The sequence below is a fragment of the Lentzea californiensis genome (assembly GCF_024648825.1).
In the GTDB taxonomy this organism is placed as follows: Bacteria; Actinomycetota; Actinomycetes; order Mycobacteriales; family Pseudonocardiaceae; genus Lentzea; species Lentzea californiensis.
Map to the genome: position 1 here is coordinate 86,976 of NZ_JANBBE010000009.1, position 14,417 is coordinate 101,392.

Annotated in this window: 13 protein-coding genes; 7 read left to right on the plus strand and 6 right to left on the minus strand. The window is 69.8% G+C overall.

The genetic code is table 11. The annotated features are described in order from the left end of the window. Positions 1-14: 14 nt before the first annotated feature. The 6 genes from LX88_RS29410 to LX88_RS29435 are packed head-to-tail and all read right to left on the minus strand — an operon-like array spanning position 15 to position 8,387. Positions 15-854 carry a LacI family DNA-binding transcriptional regulator gene (locus tag LX88_RS29410; protein ID WP_258951017.1) on the minus strand — a complete coding sequence of 280 codons (840 nt, stop codon included), beginning with the start codon at positions 852-854 and terminating at the stop codon, positions 15-17. Beyond that, positions 844-3,297, minus strand: a complete 2,454-nt coding sequence (locus LX88_RS29415; RefSeq protein ID WP_258951018.1) for a glycoside hydrolase family 2 protein — start codon at positions 3,295-3,297, stop codon at positions 844-846. Before LX88_RS29415 ends, LX88_RS29410 begins: the two co-directional genes overlap by 11 nt. Then, positions 3,294-4,049, minus strand: a complete 756-nt coding sequence (locus tag LX88_RS29420) for an ABC transporter ATP-binding protein (RefSeq protein ID WP_258951019.1) — start codon at positions 4,047-4,049, stop codon at positions 3,294-3,296. The genes LX88_RS29415 and LX88_RS29420 overlap by 4 nt, the downstream gene beginning before the upstream one ends. Further along, positions 4,046-5,725, minus strand: coding sequence for a dipeptide/oligopeptide/nickel ABC transporter permease/ATP-binding protein (locus LX88_RS29425; RefSeq protein WP_258951020.1), 1,680 nt, complete (start codon positions 5,723-5,725; stop codon positions 4,046-4,048). Before LX88_RS29425 ends, LX88_RS29420 begins: the two co-directional genes overlap by 4 nt. Further along, positions 5,722-6,720, minus strand: a complete 999-nt coding sequence (locus LX88_RS29430) for an ABC transporter permease (protein WP_258951021.1) — start codon at positions 6,718-6,720, stop codon at positions 5,722-5,724. The genes LX88_RS29425 and LX88_RS29430 overlap by 4 nt, the downstream gene beginning before the upstream one ends. A 2-nt stretch (positions 6,721-6,722) precedes the next feature. Further along, entirely contained in the window at positions 6,723-8,387 is a 1,665-nt protein-coding gene (locus tag LX88_RS29435; RefSeq protein WP_258951022.1) for an ABC transporter substrate-binding protein, read from the minus strand. Positions 8,388-8,522: 135 nt separating this feature from the next. Here LX88_RS29435 and LX88_RS29440 point away from each other — a divergent pair, with 135 nt between their 5' ends. From LX88_RS29440 to LX88_RS29470, 7 genes are all read left to right on the plus strand, one after another. Continuing rightward, positions 8,523-9,755: an ROK family protein gene (locus tag LX88_RS29440; RefSeq protein WP_258951023.1), complete on the plus strand. Its 1,233-nt coding sequence runs from the start codon at positions 8,523-8,525 to the stop codon at positions 9,753-9,755. Between the two features lie 20 nt (positions 9,756-9,775). Then, positions 9,776-10,327, plus strand: coding sequence for a PH domain-containing protein (locus LX88_RS29445; protein ID WP_258951024.1), 552 nt, complete (start codon positions 9,776-9,778; stop codon positions 10,325-10,327). A gap of 40 nt (positions 10,328-10,367) precedes the next feature. Continuing rightward, a complete protein-coding gene (locus LX88_RS29450; RefSeq protein ID WP_258951025.1) occupies positions 10,368-10,976 on the plus strand; it encodes an NPCBM/NEW2 domain-containing protein in 609 nt (202 codons plus the stop codon). 102 nt (positions 10,977-11,078) lie between these two features. Then, positions 11,079-11,966 (plus strand): cellulose binding domain-containing protein, encoded by an 888-nt coding sequence (locus tag LX88_RS29455; RefSeq protein ID WP_258951026.1) that lies wholly within the window; start codon positions 11,079-11,081, stop codon positions 11,964-11,966. 70 nt (positions 11,967-12,036) lie between these two features. Then, positions 12,037-12,492, plus strand: a complete 456-nt coding sequence (locus LX88_RS29460; RefSeq protein WP_258951027.1) for a hypothetical protein — start codon at positions 12,037-12,039, stop codon at positions 12,490-12,492. A gap of 177 nt (positions 12,493-12,669) precedes the next feature. Then, the gene (locus LX88_RS29465; protein WP_258951028.1) at positions 12,670-13,593 is read left to right on the plus strand and encodes a carbohydrate ABC transporter permease; all 924 of its coding nucleotides are present in this window, start codon (positions 12,670-12,672) and stop codon (positions 13,591-13,593) included. Next, positions 13,583-14,416: a carbohydrate ABC transporter permease gene (locus LX88_RS29470; RefSeq protein ID WP_090064737.1), complete on the plus strand. Its 834-nt coding sequence runs from the start codon at positions 13,583-13,585 to the stop codon at positions 14,414-14,416. Before LX88_RS29465 ends, LX88_RS29470 begins: the two co-directional genes overlap by 11 nt. Position 14,417: the final 1 nt, after the last annotated feature.

Below are 14,417 nucleotides of genomic sequence, written 5' to 3' on the forward strand. Positions count from 1 at the left end.
CCCCTCGCCCCGTCCTAAGTGGACGCGGGTGCCGTCGTGCCGCGCTGGAGGTAGCGCGCGGTCGGCGACCAGCGCGGCGTGACCTGGCCGCCGTCGATCCGCTCCAGCACCGACTCCGCCACCGACACGCCGAACTGGTGGACGTCGACGCTCATCGTCGTGAGGGCGGGGGAGGCGAGCCGGCACAGCGTCGAGTCGTCCCACGCCACCAGGCTGAGGCGCTCCGGCACCGCGACACCGAGCTCGGCGGCCGCGGCGAGTCCCGCCACGGCCATCACGTCGTTGTCGTAGAGGATCGCGGTCGGCGGCTCCGGCCCGGTCAGGAGCGCGGTGGTGAGCTTGGCGCCCGCCTCCTCGGAGTAGTCGCCCTCGATGATCACCGGATCGACGCCCGCCCGTGCGCACCCGGCCAGCAGCGCGTCGGTGCGGGCCTGCGTGTGCAGCAACGCCGAGGGGCCGGTGACCCTGGCGATCCGCCGGTGCCCCAGGCCGAGCAGGTGCCCGAGCGCCTCGGTGACCGGCCCGGCGTGGTCGGTGCGGACCGAGGGCAGCCGGGGATCGTCGCCGACGACCACCGCGGGCAGCGCGATCTCCGCGAGCACCGCCGGGCGCGGGTCGTCCGCCACCGGGTTCACCACCACGACGGCGTCCACCAGGCCGCGGCTCGCCCAGCGGCGGTACGCGGCGATCTCGGCCTCGTGGTCCGCCACGACGTGCAGCAGGACGGACAGGTCGCGCTCGGCGAGCCGTTCCTCTATGCCCGCGATGAACTCCATGAAGAACGGCTCGACTCCGAGCAGGCGTGCGGGCCTCGCGAGGACCAGGCCTGCCGCGCCCGTCGGTTCAGCGGACATCGGGCACCGCGCGGAGGTCGTTGGCACAGCGCAGGACCAGCGGATCGGTGAAGGCCGCCGGGTCGACGACGGCGTCCGTGCGGATGTGGAACACGCGCACCTCCCCGGCCAGCATCGGCACGAGCGAGTCGTCCACGACCGCGTCCGGCGCCACCCGGTCGGCCAGCACGGCGACGTCCCGCGCGAACGAGCCGGCCCGCACCTCGACCTCGTACCCGCCGCGCACGGCCTGTGCCTGCGAGGCAAGGGGACGCGGGTCGTAGGAGAGCTCGACGTCCTCCCGGAACGGCAGGATCGCGCGGGCCTCGGCGGTGGTCGCCACCATCACCTCCGCGTCGTCGTTCGTGGGCTGCAGCAGCGCGTCCTCCAGGTCCAGGGCCAGGACCGAGCGGGGTGGCACCGTCCGGCGCAGTCTAGTCAGGTGCAGCGTGACACCCCGGAACGTCTGCCGGTCAAGGGTGAGGTGCGCGTCCCACGGCTCGTCGTGGTCGTTGACGGCGACGAGCACGAGCCTGCCGTCACGCGGCTGGAAGGTGAGCAGCCGCGGCGAGTAGGCGTGCCGCAGCCCGTACCACAGCGGTTTGAGCCGTTCCTCGCTGTCGATCGCCGCCCAGGACGTGACCGGCCAGCAGTCGTTGAGCTGCCACACGACCGCACCGGCCGTGCGCGGCCACCACGAGCGGAAGTGCTCGATGCCGAAGCCCACCGCCCGCGCCTGGTTGAGCTGCGTCGCCCAGTGCCAGTCCTCGAACCGCTCCGGCAGGGGCAGGTGCCCCGCCAGTCCGCGCGCGAGCTTCCCGTTGCCGTCCTCGGCTTTCTGGTGCGCCAGGAAGCTCGGCGAGTCCGGCGACAACGGCCGGTCGTGGATCCAGCGGGTGAGCGTGGCCCACGCAGGCGGGCCCTGGAACCCGAACTCCGAGCAGAACCGCGGCACGTGGTCGCGGTAGTGCTGGTAGCCGGCCTCGTTCCAGACGTGCCAGTCGTGGCGCGTGCCGTGGTGCTCGTCGTTGGGGTGCACGCCGTCCACCGGGCTGTACGGGCTGCTGGGGCAGTAGAACCGGGTCGGGTCCAGCTCGGCCACGATGCCGGGCAGCAGCTCGTCGTAGTGGCCGAGGCCCCACGTCCGGCCGTCCAGCTGCTCTGGCCAGCCCCAGTCGGCGAACCCCCAGAGGTTCTCGTTGCCGCCGTTCCACAGCGCCAGCGAGGCGTGCGACATCAGCCGCGCGACGTTCTCGCGTGCCTCGGCCTCCAGCTCACCGCGGATCGGCTCCTCCTCCGGGTACGCGGCGCACGCGAGCGGGAAGTCCTGCCACACCAGCACACCGCGTTCGTCGCAGACGTCGTAGAACTCGTCGGACTCGTAGATCCCGCCGCCCCACACCCGCAGCAGGTTGACGTGCGCGGCCACGGCCTGGTCCACCCGCCGCACCAGGCGCTCACGGGTGATCCGGGTGAGGAAGTGGTCGTCGGGGATCCAGTTGGCGCCCTTGACGAAGAGCGGCCTGTCGTTCACGACGACGGTGAACGGGGTGCCGTGCTCGTCCGGGACCGTGTCGACGGTGATCGTGCGGAACCCGATGCGCTTCGACGTGCTGTCCAGAACACCGGATTTCCCGCGCAGCACCACTTCCAGGTCGTACAGCGGCTGTCCGCCGTGCCCGACCGGCCACCAGAGCGCGACCTCGGGCACGTCGACGCGCGCGACCAGCCCCTCCTGTCCGGCCGGGACGGTGACCGTGCGCTCGGAGCCGCCCACGGCGATGTGCAGCGTCAGGTCCTCCGGGACGGCCCACTCGAAGTCCACGTGCAGCTCGACCTGCCCGGTCGTGCCGGTGACGGTGACGACCGGGCGGACCCGCGCGAGCCGGGCGGTGTGCCAGCGCTCCAGCCGCACCGGCCGCCAGATGCCCGCGGTCTGCAGGTCGGGGCCCCAGTCCCAGCCGAAGCTGCACGCCATCTTGCGGACCATGTTGAACGGGTGCGCGTTGACGTGCGCCCGGCTGCCGAGAGCGGCCTCGACCTTCTCGGCGTGCGCGAGCGCGGACGAGAACGACACCGTCAGGTCGTTGCCACCGTCCACGAGGAACTCGCGGACGTCGAACCGGTAGCCGCGGTGCATGTTCTCCGTCTGCCCGGCCACGTGCCCGTTCAGCTCGACGGTGGCGATGGTGTCGAGGCCGTCGAACACGAGGTCGGCCCGCTGGCCGGGCCTGGCCGTGGCAGCGAGGAAGGTGGTGCTGTAGCGCCAGTCCGCGCGGTGCATCCAGGCGAGCTCCTCCTCCGCCCGGTCCAGGAACGGGTCGGTGATCAGCCCGGACGCGAGCAGGTCGAGGTGGGTGCTGCCGGGCACCGCGGCGGGCACCGTGCGGCCCCGGATGTTGTCCGGCACCTCGTTCGTGGCCGCGGTCAGCTGCCAGCCGTCGTGCAGGTACTGGCGGATCAAGGCTGTCCTCCTGGTCGGAAACGGGCTTCCGGGTCTGGTGCGGCGGCGGCGAGCCGGCGGGTGTACGGGTCCTGCGGGCGCAGGAGCACGTCGTCGCCGGGCCCTCGTTCGACGATGCGCCCCTGGTGCATGACCAGGACCTCGTCGGAGAAGTGCCGGGCGGTGGCCAGGTCGTGCGTGATGTAGAGGACCGCGAGGTCCTCCTCGCGTTGCAGCCGGTCGAGCAGCTTGAGCACGCCGAGCCGGATCGAGACGTCCAGCATGGACACGGGCTCGTCGGCGATGATCACCTTCGCGCCCGGTGCGAGCGCGCGGGCGATCGCCACCCGTTGCCGCTGCCCACCGGACAGCTCGTGCGGCCGGCGGCGGGCGAGGTCCGGCGTGAGGCTCACGCGCTCCAGCAGGTGGGGCACCTCCGCACGCGAGCGCCCGTGCAGGAGCAGCGGCCGCGCGAGGTGGTGCTCGACGGTGTGGAACGGGTTGAGCGAGGCGAACGGGTCCTGGAAGATCATCTGCACCTGGTCGCGGTACGCCCGCCGCGGCACCGGTTCGCCGGACTGACCGGTCAGCGTGATCTCGCCGGAGGTGGGACGCACCAGCCGGGCGATCATCCTCGCGATCGTCGACTTGCCCGACCCGGACTCGCCGACCAGCGCGACGGTCCGGCCGGGGGTGAGCGTGAAGGAGACACCGTCGACCGCGCGGTGCCGGTGGAACGTCTTGGTGAGGTCGCGGACCTCGAGCGTGGTCATCGGATCAGGGCTCCTCGCTCGCCGGTCAGGCTGGGGAACGACGCGAGCAGCTGCCGCGTGTAGGGGTGTTGTGGCCGCAGGTACATCTCCTCGGCCGTCGCGTACTCGACGACCTCGCCCTCGCGCATCACCGCGATCCGGTCGCTCAGCTCCAGCAGCAGCGGCAGGTCGTGCGTGATGAACACGACCGCGAACCGCAGCTCGTCGCGCAGGCGCTTGATCTCGTTGAGGATCTCCCGCTGCACCAGCACGTCGAGAGCGGTGGTGGGCTCGTCCATGATCATGACCTGCGGTTCGAGCAGCAGTGCCATGGCGATCATCACGCGTTGCCGCATACCGCCGGACAGCTCGTGCGGGTAGGAGCCGAGCCTGGCCGGGTCGACACCGACGAGCCGGAGCACCTCCGCGCACCGAGCCTCGCGGTCCGAAGTGGACAGCGACGGGCGGTGTGTGCGCAGGACGTCCTGCAGTTGCGCGCGGATCGGGGTGACCGGGTTGAGGGAGTTCATGGCGCCCTGGAAGACCATGGACAGCCTGACCCACCGGAACTCCCGGAGTTCCTCCGGGCCCAGCGCCAGCACGTCGACGCCGTCGAACACGACGGACCCCGAGGTGACCTCGGCCGGCGGCCGGTGCAGGCGGTTGATCGCGTAGGCGAGCGTGGTCTTGCCGCACCCGGACTCACCGGCGAGTCCGAGGATCTCGCCGCGCCGCAAGGTGAGCGACACGTTCTTGACGGCGTGCACGGGTGTGACGCCCTGGTAGACGACGTTGAGGTCGCTGACCGTCAGCACCGCGTCCTCGTCCACGGCTTCCACCACGGGCGTGGTGGCCACGACGTCGCTCCGGCGCCGGATCCGTTCGCGCAGCGCGGGGTTGATGATCTCGTCGATGCTGAAGTTGACGAGGGAGAGCGCGCCGCCGAACAGGGCGATGACCAACCCCGGCGGGACGAACCACCACCACGCCTCGCGTTGCAGCGCGAAGCCGTTCTGGGCGTAGTAGAGCATCGTGCCGAGCGTCGAGGAGTCGGCCGCTCCGAGCCCGAGGAACGACAGGCCCGCCTCGCTCAGGATCGCGAGGACGACGGCGAACACGAACTGGGAGGCCAGGATCGGCAACAGGTTCGGCAGGATCTCCACGCAGATCACCCGCCACGTCTTCTCTCCGGACACCCGCGCCGCGGCCACGTAGTCCCGGTTGCGCAACGACAACGTTTGCGCGCGCAGCACTCGGGCGGCCGCCGCCCACCCGGTGATCGCGAGCACCAGCGAGATCGTCCACGTGCCGCGCTGGTCGGCGGGCACGAACCCGGCGATGACGATGACCAGCGGCAGGCCGGGGATCACCAGCATCACGTTGGAGAACAACGAGAACGCCTCGTCCACGACGCCACCCGCGTACGCGCCGACGATGCCGAAGATCGCGGACAGGACGGTCGCCATGACTCCGACGAGCACGCCGATCCACAACGAGCCGCGAGTGGCGTGCGTGAGCTGTGCGAGGACGTCCTGGCCGATGATCGTGGTGCCCAGGAGGTGCCCGTGGCCGGGCGGGGTGAGCCCGATGTCCCTGATCGTGGCGGGATCGCCGGTGAGCAGCGGACCCACGAGTCCGAAGAGGACGATCAGGCCGGCCAGGCCGAGGCCGGCGCGGAGTTTTCCGGACCAGGTCATGAGGCCGTGCTCCGATCCCTCGTGCGGGCGTCGATCAGCCCGTACAGCAGGTCGACGACCAGGTTCGCGCCGAGCACCGCGATCGTGATCACCAGGAAGATCCCCTGCATGAGCGCGTAGTCGTTGTTCTGCACGGCCTGCAGCAGCTTCGAGCCGATGCCGGGGTAGGAGAAGACCTGCTCGGTGACGATCGACCCGGACACCACGAACCCGAGCGAGATCGCGAACCCGGCCACGGAGGGCAGCACGGCGTTGCGCGCCGCGTACCGGACCATGACCCGGCTGCCGGTCAGGCCCTTGGCCCGCGCCGTGAGCACGTAGTCCTCCGACATGGCCGACACCATCATGTTGCGCATGCCGAGCAGCCAGCCGCCGATCGAGGAGAGCACGATCGTCAGCGCGGGCAGCGTGCCGTGGTAGAGCGCGGAACCGAGGAACTCCGGACTCCAGCCGGGATCCAGGACCACGTCGTACCCGCCGTTGAGCGGGAACCAGCCGAGCCCCGACGACAGCAGCGCGACCAGGATCAGCGCCAGCCAGAAGTACGGCACCGCGGACAGCATCGTGGTCGCGGGCACCAGCGAGTCGAGCCAGGTGCCGCGCTTCCAGCCGACGAGCGCGCCGAGCCCGACCCCGAGCACGAACGAGATCAGGGTCGCGAGCCCGACCAGCACGATCGTCCACGGCAGCGAGCCGCCGATCACGTCGGAGACCTTCGCCGGGAACGCGCTGACCGACACCCCGAGGTCCCCGCGCAGCAGGTTCCCCAGGTACGCCAGGTACTCCTGTGCGAACGAGTCGCGCCCGCCGGTGCCGAGCAACGTCTCGTAGGCCTGGCGCGCGGCGGGGTCGACGGACCCGCCGCGCTGCTGGAGCTTGGCCATCAGGATGTCCACCGGGTTGCCCGGCAGCAGCCGCGGGATGACGAAGTTCAGCGTCACCGCCGCCCACAGCGCCGCCAGGTAGAAGGCGACCTTGCGCAGGTGGTAGCCCATGGTCAGGACCCGGCGGGCTTGAGCTTCGCGTACACCTGCGAGGCGTCCGGCCGCTTCCACACGGCGGGGAACGCGTAGAGGTCGTCCTTCGTCGGCCAGCCGGTGAACGCCTTGTCGTTGTACTCGTTCGGCACACCGCCGGTCAGCACCGGGATGTACGGCATGGACTTCTCGAGCTCGACCTGGATGGCGTCGTAGTGCTGCTGCCGTGCCGGGTCTTTCCTGTCGGTCTTCTTGAGCTCGGCCAGCGCGGCGTCCACGACCGGGTTGCTGAACCGGGAGAAGTTCGGGTTGGCCGCCTGCCCGACCGGCGCGGTCGTCGCCGTCGAGAAGAAGTAGCTGTACGTGTAGTAGGGGTCCGGCGCCGGACCCTGCTCCACCGAGTCGATCAGCAGCTCGAACTGGCCGCGGCCGCGCGAGTCGGCCCACTCGTTCCACGACAGCTGCTGCGGCGTGATCTTGATGCCGATCTTGAGCAGCTGCTGGCTCAGGGTCTCGAGCGCGGTGATGTAGTCGGTCCAGCCGGCGACCACCTTGACGGTCAGCGCCAGCGGTTTGCCGTCCTTGGCGTAGATGCCGTCGGGGCCCTTGGCGTACCCGGCGCCGGTGAGGATCTGGTCGGACTTGGCGGTGTCGGCGTTCATCGGCGCCATGCGGTCGGTGAGCTTGCTGGAGATCAGCGACTCGTCGCGCGGCTGGAGGGTGTAACCGGGGGACATCGCGGCGGCGGTGTCCTGGAACGCGAGTGAGTTGATCTGCGTGCGGTTCATCCCGTGGTAGATCGCCCTGCGCACCGCGGGATCGGTCTGCGCGCCCTGGCAGCCGAGCTGCGCGTTGGAGCAGGTGAACAACGCGACCTGGTTGAGCGGCAGCGTGACGACCTTGTAGCCGGGGTAGTTCTTCTCGACGTCCTTGATGTCCGGAACCGGGCCGGTCTGCCAGTCGATCGACCCGGCCTTCAGGGCGTCCACGCCCGCCTGGTTGCCCGACAGCGACAGGTAGCGGACCTGCTTGAGCGCGGGCTCGCCGCCCCAGTACTTCGGGTTCGCCTTGAGGGTGAACGACTGCGCCTTGAAGTCGCCGAGCTGGAACGGGCCGGTGCCGACCGGGTTCGGGTTCACCTCGGTCGCGGGCGTGGTGTAGTTCTTCCAGATGTGCTCCGGAAGGATCCACAGCTGGCCGAGCACCTGGGGTCCGTCCATGTAGGACGGTTCGGGGAACTTCACGACCACGTGCGTGTCGTCGACCGCGGTCGTCGTGCCCTTGAAGCCCGTCTTGTTGACGGCGGGGGTCTTGGCGACCATGTCGAGCGTGAACTTCACGTCCTCGGCGGTGAACTTCTCGCCGTCGGACCAGGTCACGTCGTTTCTCAGGGTGACCGACAGCTCGGTTCCGTCCGGGTTCCACCCGAACTCGGTGCCGAGCATGGGTTTGGGCGGTCCGTCCTTCGCGATGTTGAAGAAGAACAGCGGCTCGTAGATCGTGCCGGGTCCCTCGATCAGGGTGGGGGCGTACGGGTTGAAGTTCAGCTGGTAGTCGCCGGCCTGCCCGGTGTAGACGACGAGCGTGTCGCGGGGCCGGGCCGCGCCGCCGGAACTGGAGCAGGCGGTGGTGGCCGCGACGACGACCGCGAGACCGAGTGCGCAGAGCCGCTTGTGCAGGAACATCGTTGATCCTCCCGAGGCTGGGTGGTTCGCGGCGAGGATTCTTCAGTTACTAAACAAAGAAAGTCAACGCCTCGGGATGCTTTACTGGTCGTGAGGTTGTCGATGGACAAGTTCGCCGTTCGACGGAGGAGTGCTGTGAGCGGACCGGCGCGGGTGACCCACGCCAGCACCAGGGCGGCCGTGCTGGACCTGATCAGGGCGGCGGGCATGATCAGCCGCGTCGGCCTGGTCAACGCCACCGGCCTGACCGGCGGGACGATCTCCACCGTCGTGCGCGGCCTGATCGACGAGGGGCTGGTGGCCGAGACCGGGCACGCCGAGTCGACCGGCGGCAAGCGCCGGGTCATGTTGCAGCTCAACCACTTCGCGCGTTACGCCGTCGGCGTGCACCTCGACGACGCGCGGATCACCTACGTGCTGACCAACCTCGGCGGAGCGGTCGTCGCAAGAATTTCGCGCGCGGGCGCGGCCGCCGACGAGCCGGCGGCCGTGGTCGCCAGGGTGGCTCGCGAGGTCGACGCGCTGATCGACAGCGTCGGTGTCGAACGCGGTCGAATCCTCGGGCTGGGACTCGTGGCGGCACGCCCGTCGGAGCACCGCGAGTTCGGCCGTGCGCTCGAACGGGCGACGGGCCTGCCGGTGGTGCTCGACAACGACGCGACCGCCGCGGCGATCGGCGAGCACTGGTCCGGCGGCGTCGGCGCGACGTCGACGTTCGCCGCGCTGTTCATGGGAACGGGCGTCGGCGCGGGTGTCGTGCTCGGCGGCGCCACCTACCGGGGCCCGAGCGGTCACACCGGCGAGATCGGCCACACCTGCCTCGACATCGACGGCCCGTGGTGCCGGTGCGGCGCGCGCGGGTGCCTGGAGGTGCTGGCCGGTCCCGCCGCGGTCGTGGAACAGGCGCGGGCCGACCGGGCGCTGAGCCGTGCGGCGGGTCTCGTCGGAGGCCGCACCCGCGCGGCCACACCGGTCGCGGCGGACTTCGCGGCGATCAGCAGGGCGGCCCGGCAGGGCAACACCCGTGCGGTCGCGTTGCTCGAACGGTCCGCCCGGTACTTCGCGGCCGCCGCGCGCACGCTGGCGAACGTGCTGGACCTGGAGGTGCTGGTGCTCACCGGCCCGAGCTTCGCGATCGCGGGCTCGGTCTACCTGCCCGTGCTGCGCGCCGAGCTCGACAGCGCGTTCATCGCGCGCGACGCCCACCCGATCTCCGTGCGGCTGTCGCCCTCGGCGGCGTCGGCGCCCGCGATCGGTGCCGCGGCGATCGTGCTGCAGTCGGAGCTGGTGCCGCGGCGGCAGGGCCTGCGGCTGCCGGACGACCTGGCGGCCGAGGAGCCTCCGGTGTTCGGGCAACTGGTCCGCTGAGGCGGATCTATCGTGTGCCCATGAACCAGGGCAGGGCGGCAGTGGTGCTGCGCAGGAAGTTCGACAGCACCTTCAGCTGGGTCGTGACGCTGGGCGCGCTCGGCACGAGCACGTACGTGCTGCTCAACCCGTTCCCCGGCAACGGGTTCGGGCACCAGCTGGAGTTCATCGCGATCATGGCGCCGCTCACGTGGTTCATGTGGATGGTCGGCGCGCACTCGGTGGTGGAGGTCCACGGCTCGGGTGTGCTGGTCGTGAACTGGTTCCGCAGGTTCTGGGTGCCGTGGGCCGAGCTCGCGTCGGTCGAGGCGACGCGGGAGGTCGTTCTCGTGACGACCTCGGGGGAGCGGATCAACGTCGCCGTCGGCGCCTTCTCCGCGGCCAGTTCGTTGCGGGGCAGCCGGGTGCAGTCCCGCATCCGGGAGGCGATCGAGCAGCACCGGCCGCACCCGGTGCCGTCCGGCGGCGGTGGTGTGCGCAAGAGCCTCGACCTGGCGCCGTGGCACTTCGCCGGCATGGTGGCGTTCCTGCTCGTCGTCGCCTGGATCGGCCTGTGGCTCAACGGGAACTGACCTTGTAACGAAGAGGTGCGCGTCTCAGACAAAGCCGGGCATGACGACTGGTGGCGCAGGCCACAAACCCAGGCGGTGGATCGCGGGCGCGGCCGCCGTGGTCATCGTGCTGGTCATTGGGACCTGCCTGCTCGTCAGCGGGGTGCTGAGCGCAGACGAGCCCGCGGCCACCGTTCTCACCACATCGCCGGCCGCGCCTCCGCCGCCCGCCGAGGACTGGTACGACCTCACCACCTACCAGGCGGTCGAGTCCGGCGACGGGCACGAGACCGTGCCGTCGATCGGCATCGGGGTGGGCAAGGAGCCGTTCTCCCGCGGCATCCGCGGTTCGGCCGTCTCGCCGGCGGCCCAGCCGGCCAACTTCCGCACCTGGTCCACCGCGGGCAGGTGCACCCGCCTGTCGGTGTGGATCGGCAAGGACGCGGCCTCGTCCCCGGCGGACGGGGTCGGTCAGTTCGTGATCAGGGCCGACGAGAAGGACGCCACCACCCGCCAGGCGAGCATCGCCGACGCACCCCAGCACGTCGAGATCGACATCTCGGACGTCGACCGGCTGACGTTGCTGGACGTGCGCACCGGCCGTGACGCCGCCAACGCCTGGGGGACCCCGCGGGTGTTCTGCTCCGCGCCGCCCGGCAGGACCGTCTGACCTGGACGTAACGCGGTGATCAGCTCAACCGACATTCCAGCGGCTGGGTGAGTGCTGTCGTCCACAGGAGACAGCCTGTCGGGGAGATGGTCGGGAGTGACGGTGGCGCGCAAGCACCTGCTGGTGATGTTGTTGCTGTTCACGGGCGCGTGCTCGGCGGAACCCGCGGCACCGTCGCCGTCGCCGCAGTCCCCGCTGAAACCCCCGACGCTGGTCAACGAGGTGGTGCCGCCGCAGGACGTGCTCACCGTCGTGCGGGACGTGATCGACGCGCGGACCGTCGAGTTCGCTGACGGCACGAGGGTCCGCGTCGCGTCGCTGGCGGAGCCGAAGGAGTGCTTCGCGGAGGCCTCGCTCTCCTTCGCCAGGTCGACCCTGCTGGCGAGCTCCGTCCGGTTCACCGGGCTGGAGATCGGCGTGGTGGACCTGGAACTGGAGAACGGCACCGACTACGCGGTGCTCGCCGTGCAGCAGGGTGCCCTGAAGCCCGAGGGCGTCGACAGCGGGCCGCTGATCGACGCCCGGGACGAGGCGTCCGCGGCCAGGCGAGGGTTGTGGGGCCCGCCCTGCGAGGGTTCCGACACCTCCAAACCCGCCCCCACCACGACGACCACGACTCCCGCCCCGTCACCGCCGCCTCCGACGACCACGACCCCGCCGCCTCCGGCGAAGGCCTGTGCCGTCTCCTACCGGATCACGGGTCAGTGGCAGGGCGGGTTCCAGGCCGGCGTGACCGTGCGCAACACCGGTACCGCGGCGGTGAACGGCTGGTCGCTGTTGTGGGCCTTCTCGAACGGGGAGAGCGTCCGCGACATGTGGGACGCCTCCGCGAGGCAGTACGGGTCGGTCGTCAGCGCCACGAACACGAGCTACAACCGGGAGGTCGTGGCGGGCAAGTCGGTGCAGTTCGGCTTCAACGGCAACTCTCGCGGCCGTTCGACCCCACCGGCCGCGTTCTCGGTCAACGGCGTGAAGTGCACGGTGGAGTAGGGGCTGAGGAGGCTTTGCTCTGGGACGCAAAAGCTTCAGCGACCACGGTGGAGCGTTGTTAACTGCCGCCATGGTTTCGAGAACCTTCACCAAGATCGCCGGCCGGGTCGCAGCCGCTGCCGTGGCCGCGCTCTCCGCCGTCGTCGTCAACGCGCCTTCCGCCAGTGCCGCCGACCAGGAGCTCATCTACTCGGGACAGGACTACGGCTACGCGGGGGCCACGTTCGACTGGGCCGGGCGCAGCTCGGTCCGCAACATCGACCTGCTCGTCTCCGACTGGGGCTGTGACGCCAAGCCCGTCTACGCCTACTTCCTGTTCTACAACGGCTCGCTGCACCCCGACACGACGCCGACGCGCCGGTACGACCACTCCGGCTGCGACAAGGAGGACCACTCGTCGTACAACGACCTGACGTGGTCGATCAGCGGCGACTCGATCACCTACATGGGCGTCGTCGTCTGCCGTGACGCGGCGAACGGCCCGTGCAAGGTCGGCGGGCTGTCCGGACGCAACCCCTACGCCTAGAGCGAGCCCGGGAGAGGGCGGCGCCCCGCCCTCTCCCGGCCAAGCCTCTACAAAGGACTCCACTGTTCGACGCCGTTCGACAGGTCAGTTCGACGGCATTCGACAGCGTGCTTGACGCTCATCAGGCACCGATGCAGACTCCGGAAAGCGTTTTCCGGACGGCGAGGTCGGGGGTCGATGAGCGCTCTAGACGAACTGCGTCAACTGCGCCGAGGTGGCGTCCAGGTCAGGAAAAGCGACAACAGAGCCGCGTTCTGGTTCCTCGCGCCCTGGTTCGCCGGACTGCTCCTCGTCACGATCGGCCCGGTGGTCGCGTCCTTCGCGCTGGGCTTCACGAAGTACAACCTGATCCAGCCGCCGAAGTTCATCGGGTTCGACAACTTCGCGCGCGTCCTCAGCGACTCCCGGCTGCACAACGCCCTGCGGGTCACGTTCACCTACGTGCTCGTCTCGGTGCCCCTGCAGCTGGCGTGCGCACTGGGCGTCGCGCTGCTGCTCAACCGGGGGCTGCGCGGGCTCGCGTTCTACCGCTCGGCGTTCTACCTGCCGTCGCTGCTCGGGTCGAGCGTGGCGATCGCGGTGCTGTGGACGCAGGTCTTCGGCACCGACGGTCTGGTGAACCGGTTGCTGGGCTTCTTCGGCGTCGAGGGCAGGGGCTGGATCTCCGACCCGGACACCGCGCTGTCGACGCTGATCGTGCTGAACGTGTGGACGTTCGGCTCGCCGATGATCATCTTCCTGGCCGGGCTGAGGCAGGTCCCGGAGGTCTACTACGAGGCCGCCGCGATCGACGGGGCGAGCAGGTGGGCGCAGTTCCGGCGGATCACCCTGCCGCTGCTCTCGCCGATCCTGTTCTTCAACCTGGTGCTGCAGATCATCCACGCGTTCCAGTCGTTCACGCAGGCGTTCGTCGTCTCCGGCGGCACCGGCGGACCGTCCGACTCGACCATGTTCTACACGCTCTACCTGTACCAGCAGGGTTTCAGCCGGTTCGACATGGGTTACGCGTCGGCGCTGGCGTGGTTCCTGCTGCTGATCATCGCCGCGTTCACCGCGATCAACTTCTGGGCTGCGAAGTACTGGGTGTTCTATGACGACTAGAAGGCTCACCACCCCCGTCAAGCACCTCGGCCTGGTCCTGATCGGGTTCGTGATGCTGTACCCGGTGCTGTGGATGATCGCGAGCTCGTTGCGGCCGGGCGACGAGATCTTCCGCAGTCCCGGCCTGATCCTCGACGGCCTGCAGACCGAGAACTACACCGAGGGCTGGAACGCCCTGACGCCGTCGTTCGGCACCTACCTGCTGAACTCGGCGGTCCTGGTGCTCGGCTGCATCGTCGGCAACCTGGTGTCGTGCTCGATGGCCGCCTACGCCTTCGCCCGGCTGCAGTTCACCGGCAAGCGGTGGTGGTTCGGCATCATGCTCGGCACGATCATGCTGCCGATCCACGTGATCATCGTGCCGCAGTACGTGCTGTTCTCGAACATCGGCTGGGTCAACACGTTCCTGCCGCTGATCGTGCCGAAGATCCTCGCGACCGACGCGTTCTTCGTCTTCCTGATGGTGCAGTTCATCCGCGGCCTGCCGCGCGAACTGGACGAGGCGGCGCGCATCGACGGCTGCGGCCACCCGCGGATCTTCCTCCAGATCATCCTGCCGTTGATGACGCCCGCGCTCGCCACCACCACGATCTTCACGTTCATCTGGACGTGGAACGACTTCTTCAGCCAGTTGATCTACCTGACGGACCCGGACATGTACACGGTTCCCGTCGCCCTGCGCTCGTTCGTCGACTCGACGGTCGCCACCTCGTGGGGCTCGCAGTTCGCGATGAGCGTGGTGTCACTCCTCCCGATCTTCCTCGCCTTCCTCGTCGGCCAGCGGTACCTCGTCAAGGGGATCGCCACGACCGGCGGCAAGTAGC

Excerpts from the sequence above, each read along its gene's own strand:
- LX88_RS29410 (WP_258951017.1), bottom strand. The coding sequence starts at position 854 with ATGTCCGCTGAACCGACGGGCGCGGCAGGCCTGGTCCTCGCGAGGCCC.
- LX88_RS29420 (WP_258951019.1), bottom strand. The coding sequence starts at position 4,049 with ATGACCACGCTCGAGGTCCGCGACCTCACCAAGACGTTCCACCGGCAC.
- LX88_RS29425 (WP_258951020.1), bottom strand. The coding sequence starts at position 5,725 with ATGACCTGGTCCGGAAAACTCCGCGCCGGCCTCGGCCTGGCCGGCCTG.
- LX88_RS29430 (WP_258951021.1), bottom strand. The coding sequence starts at position 6,720 with ATGGGCTACCACCTGCGCAAGGTCGCCTTCTACCTGGCGGCGCTGTGG.
- LX88_RS29435 (WP_258951022.1), bottom strand. The coding sequence starts at position 8,387 with ATGTTCCTGCACAAGCGGCTCTGCGCACTCGGTCTCGCGGTCGTCGTC.
- LX88_RS29445 (WP_258951024.1), top strand. The coding sequence starts at position 9,776 with ATGAACCAGGGCAGGGCGGCAGTGGTGCTGCGCAGGAAGTTCGACAGC.
- LX88_RS29450 (WP_258951025.1), top strand. The coding sequence starts at position 10,368 with ATGACGACTGGTGGCGCAGGCCACAAACCCAGGCGGTGGATCGCGGGC.
- LX88_RS29460 (WP_258951027.1), top strand. The coding sequence starts at position 12,037 with ATGGTTTCGAGAACCTTCACCAAGATCGCCGGCCGGGTCGCAGCCGCT.
- LX88_RS29465 (WP_258951028.1), top strand. The coding sequence starts at position 12,670 with ATGAGCGCTCTAGACGAACTGCGTCAACTGCGCCGAGGTGGCGTCCAG.
- LX88_RS29470 (WP_090064737.1), top strand. The coding sequence starts at position 13,583 with ATGACGACTAGAAGGCTCACCACCCCCGTCAAGCACCTCGGCCTGGTC.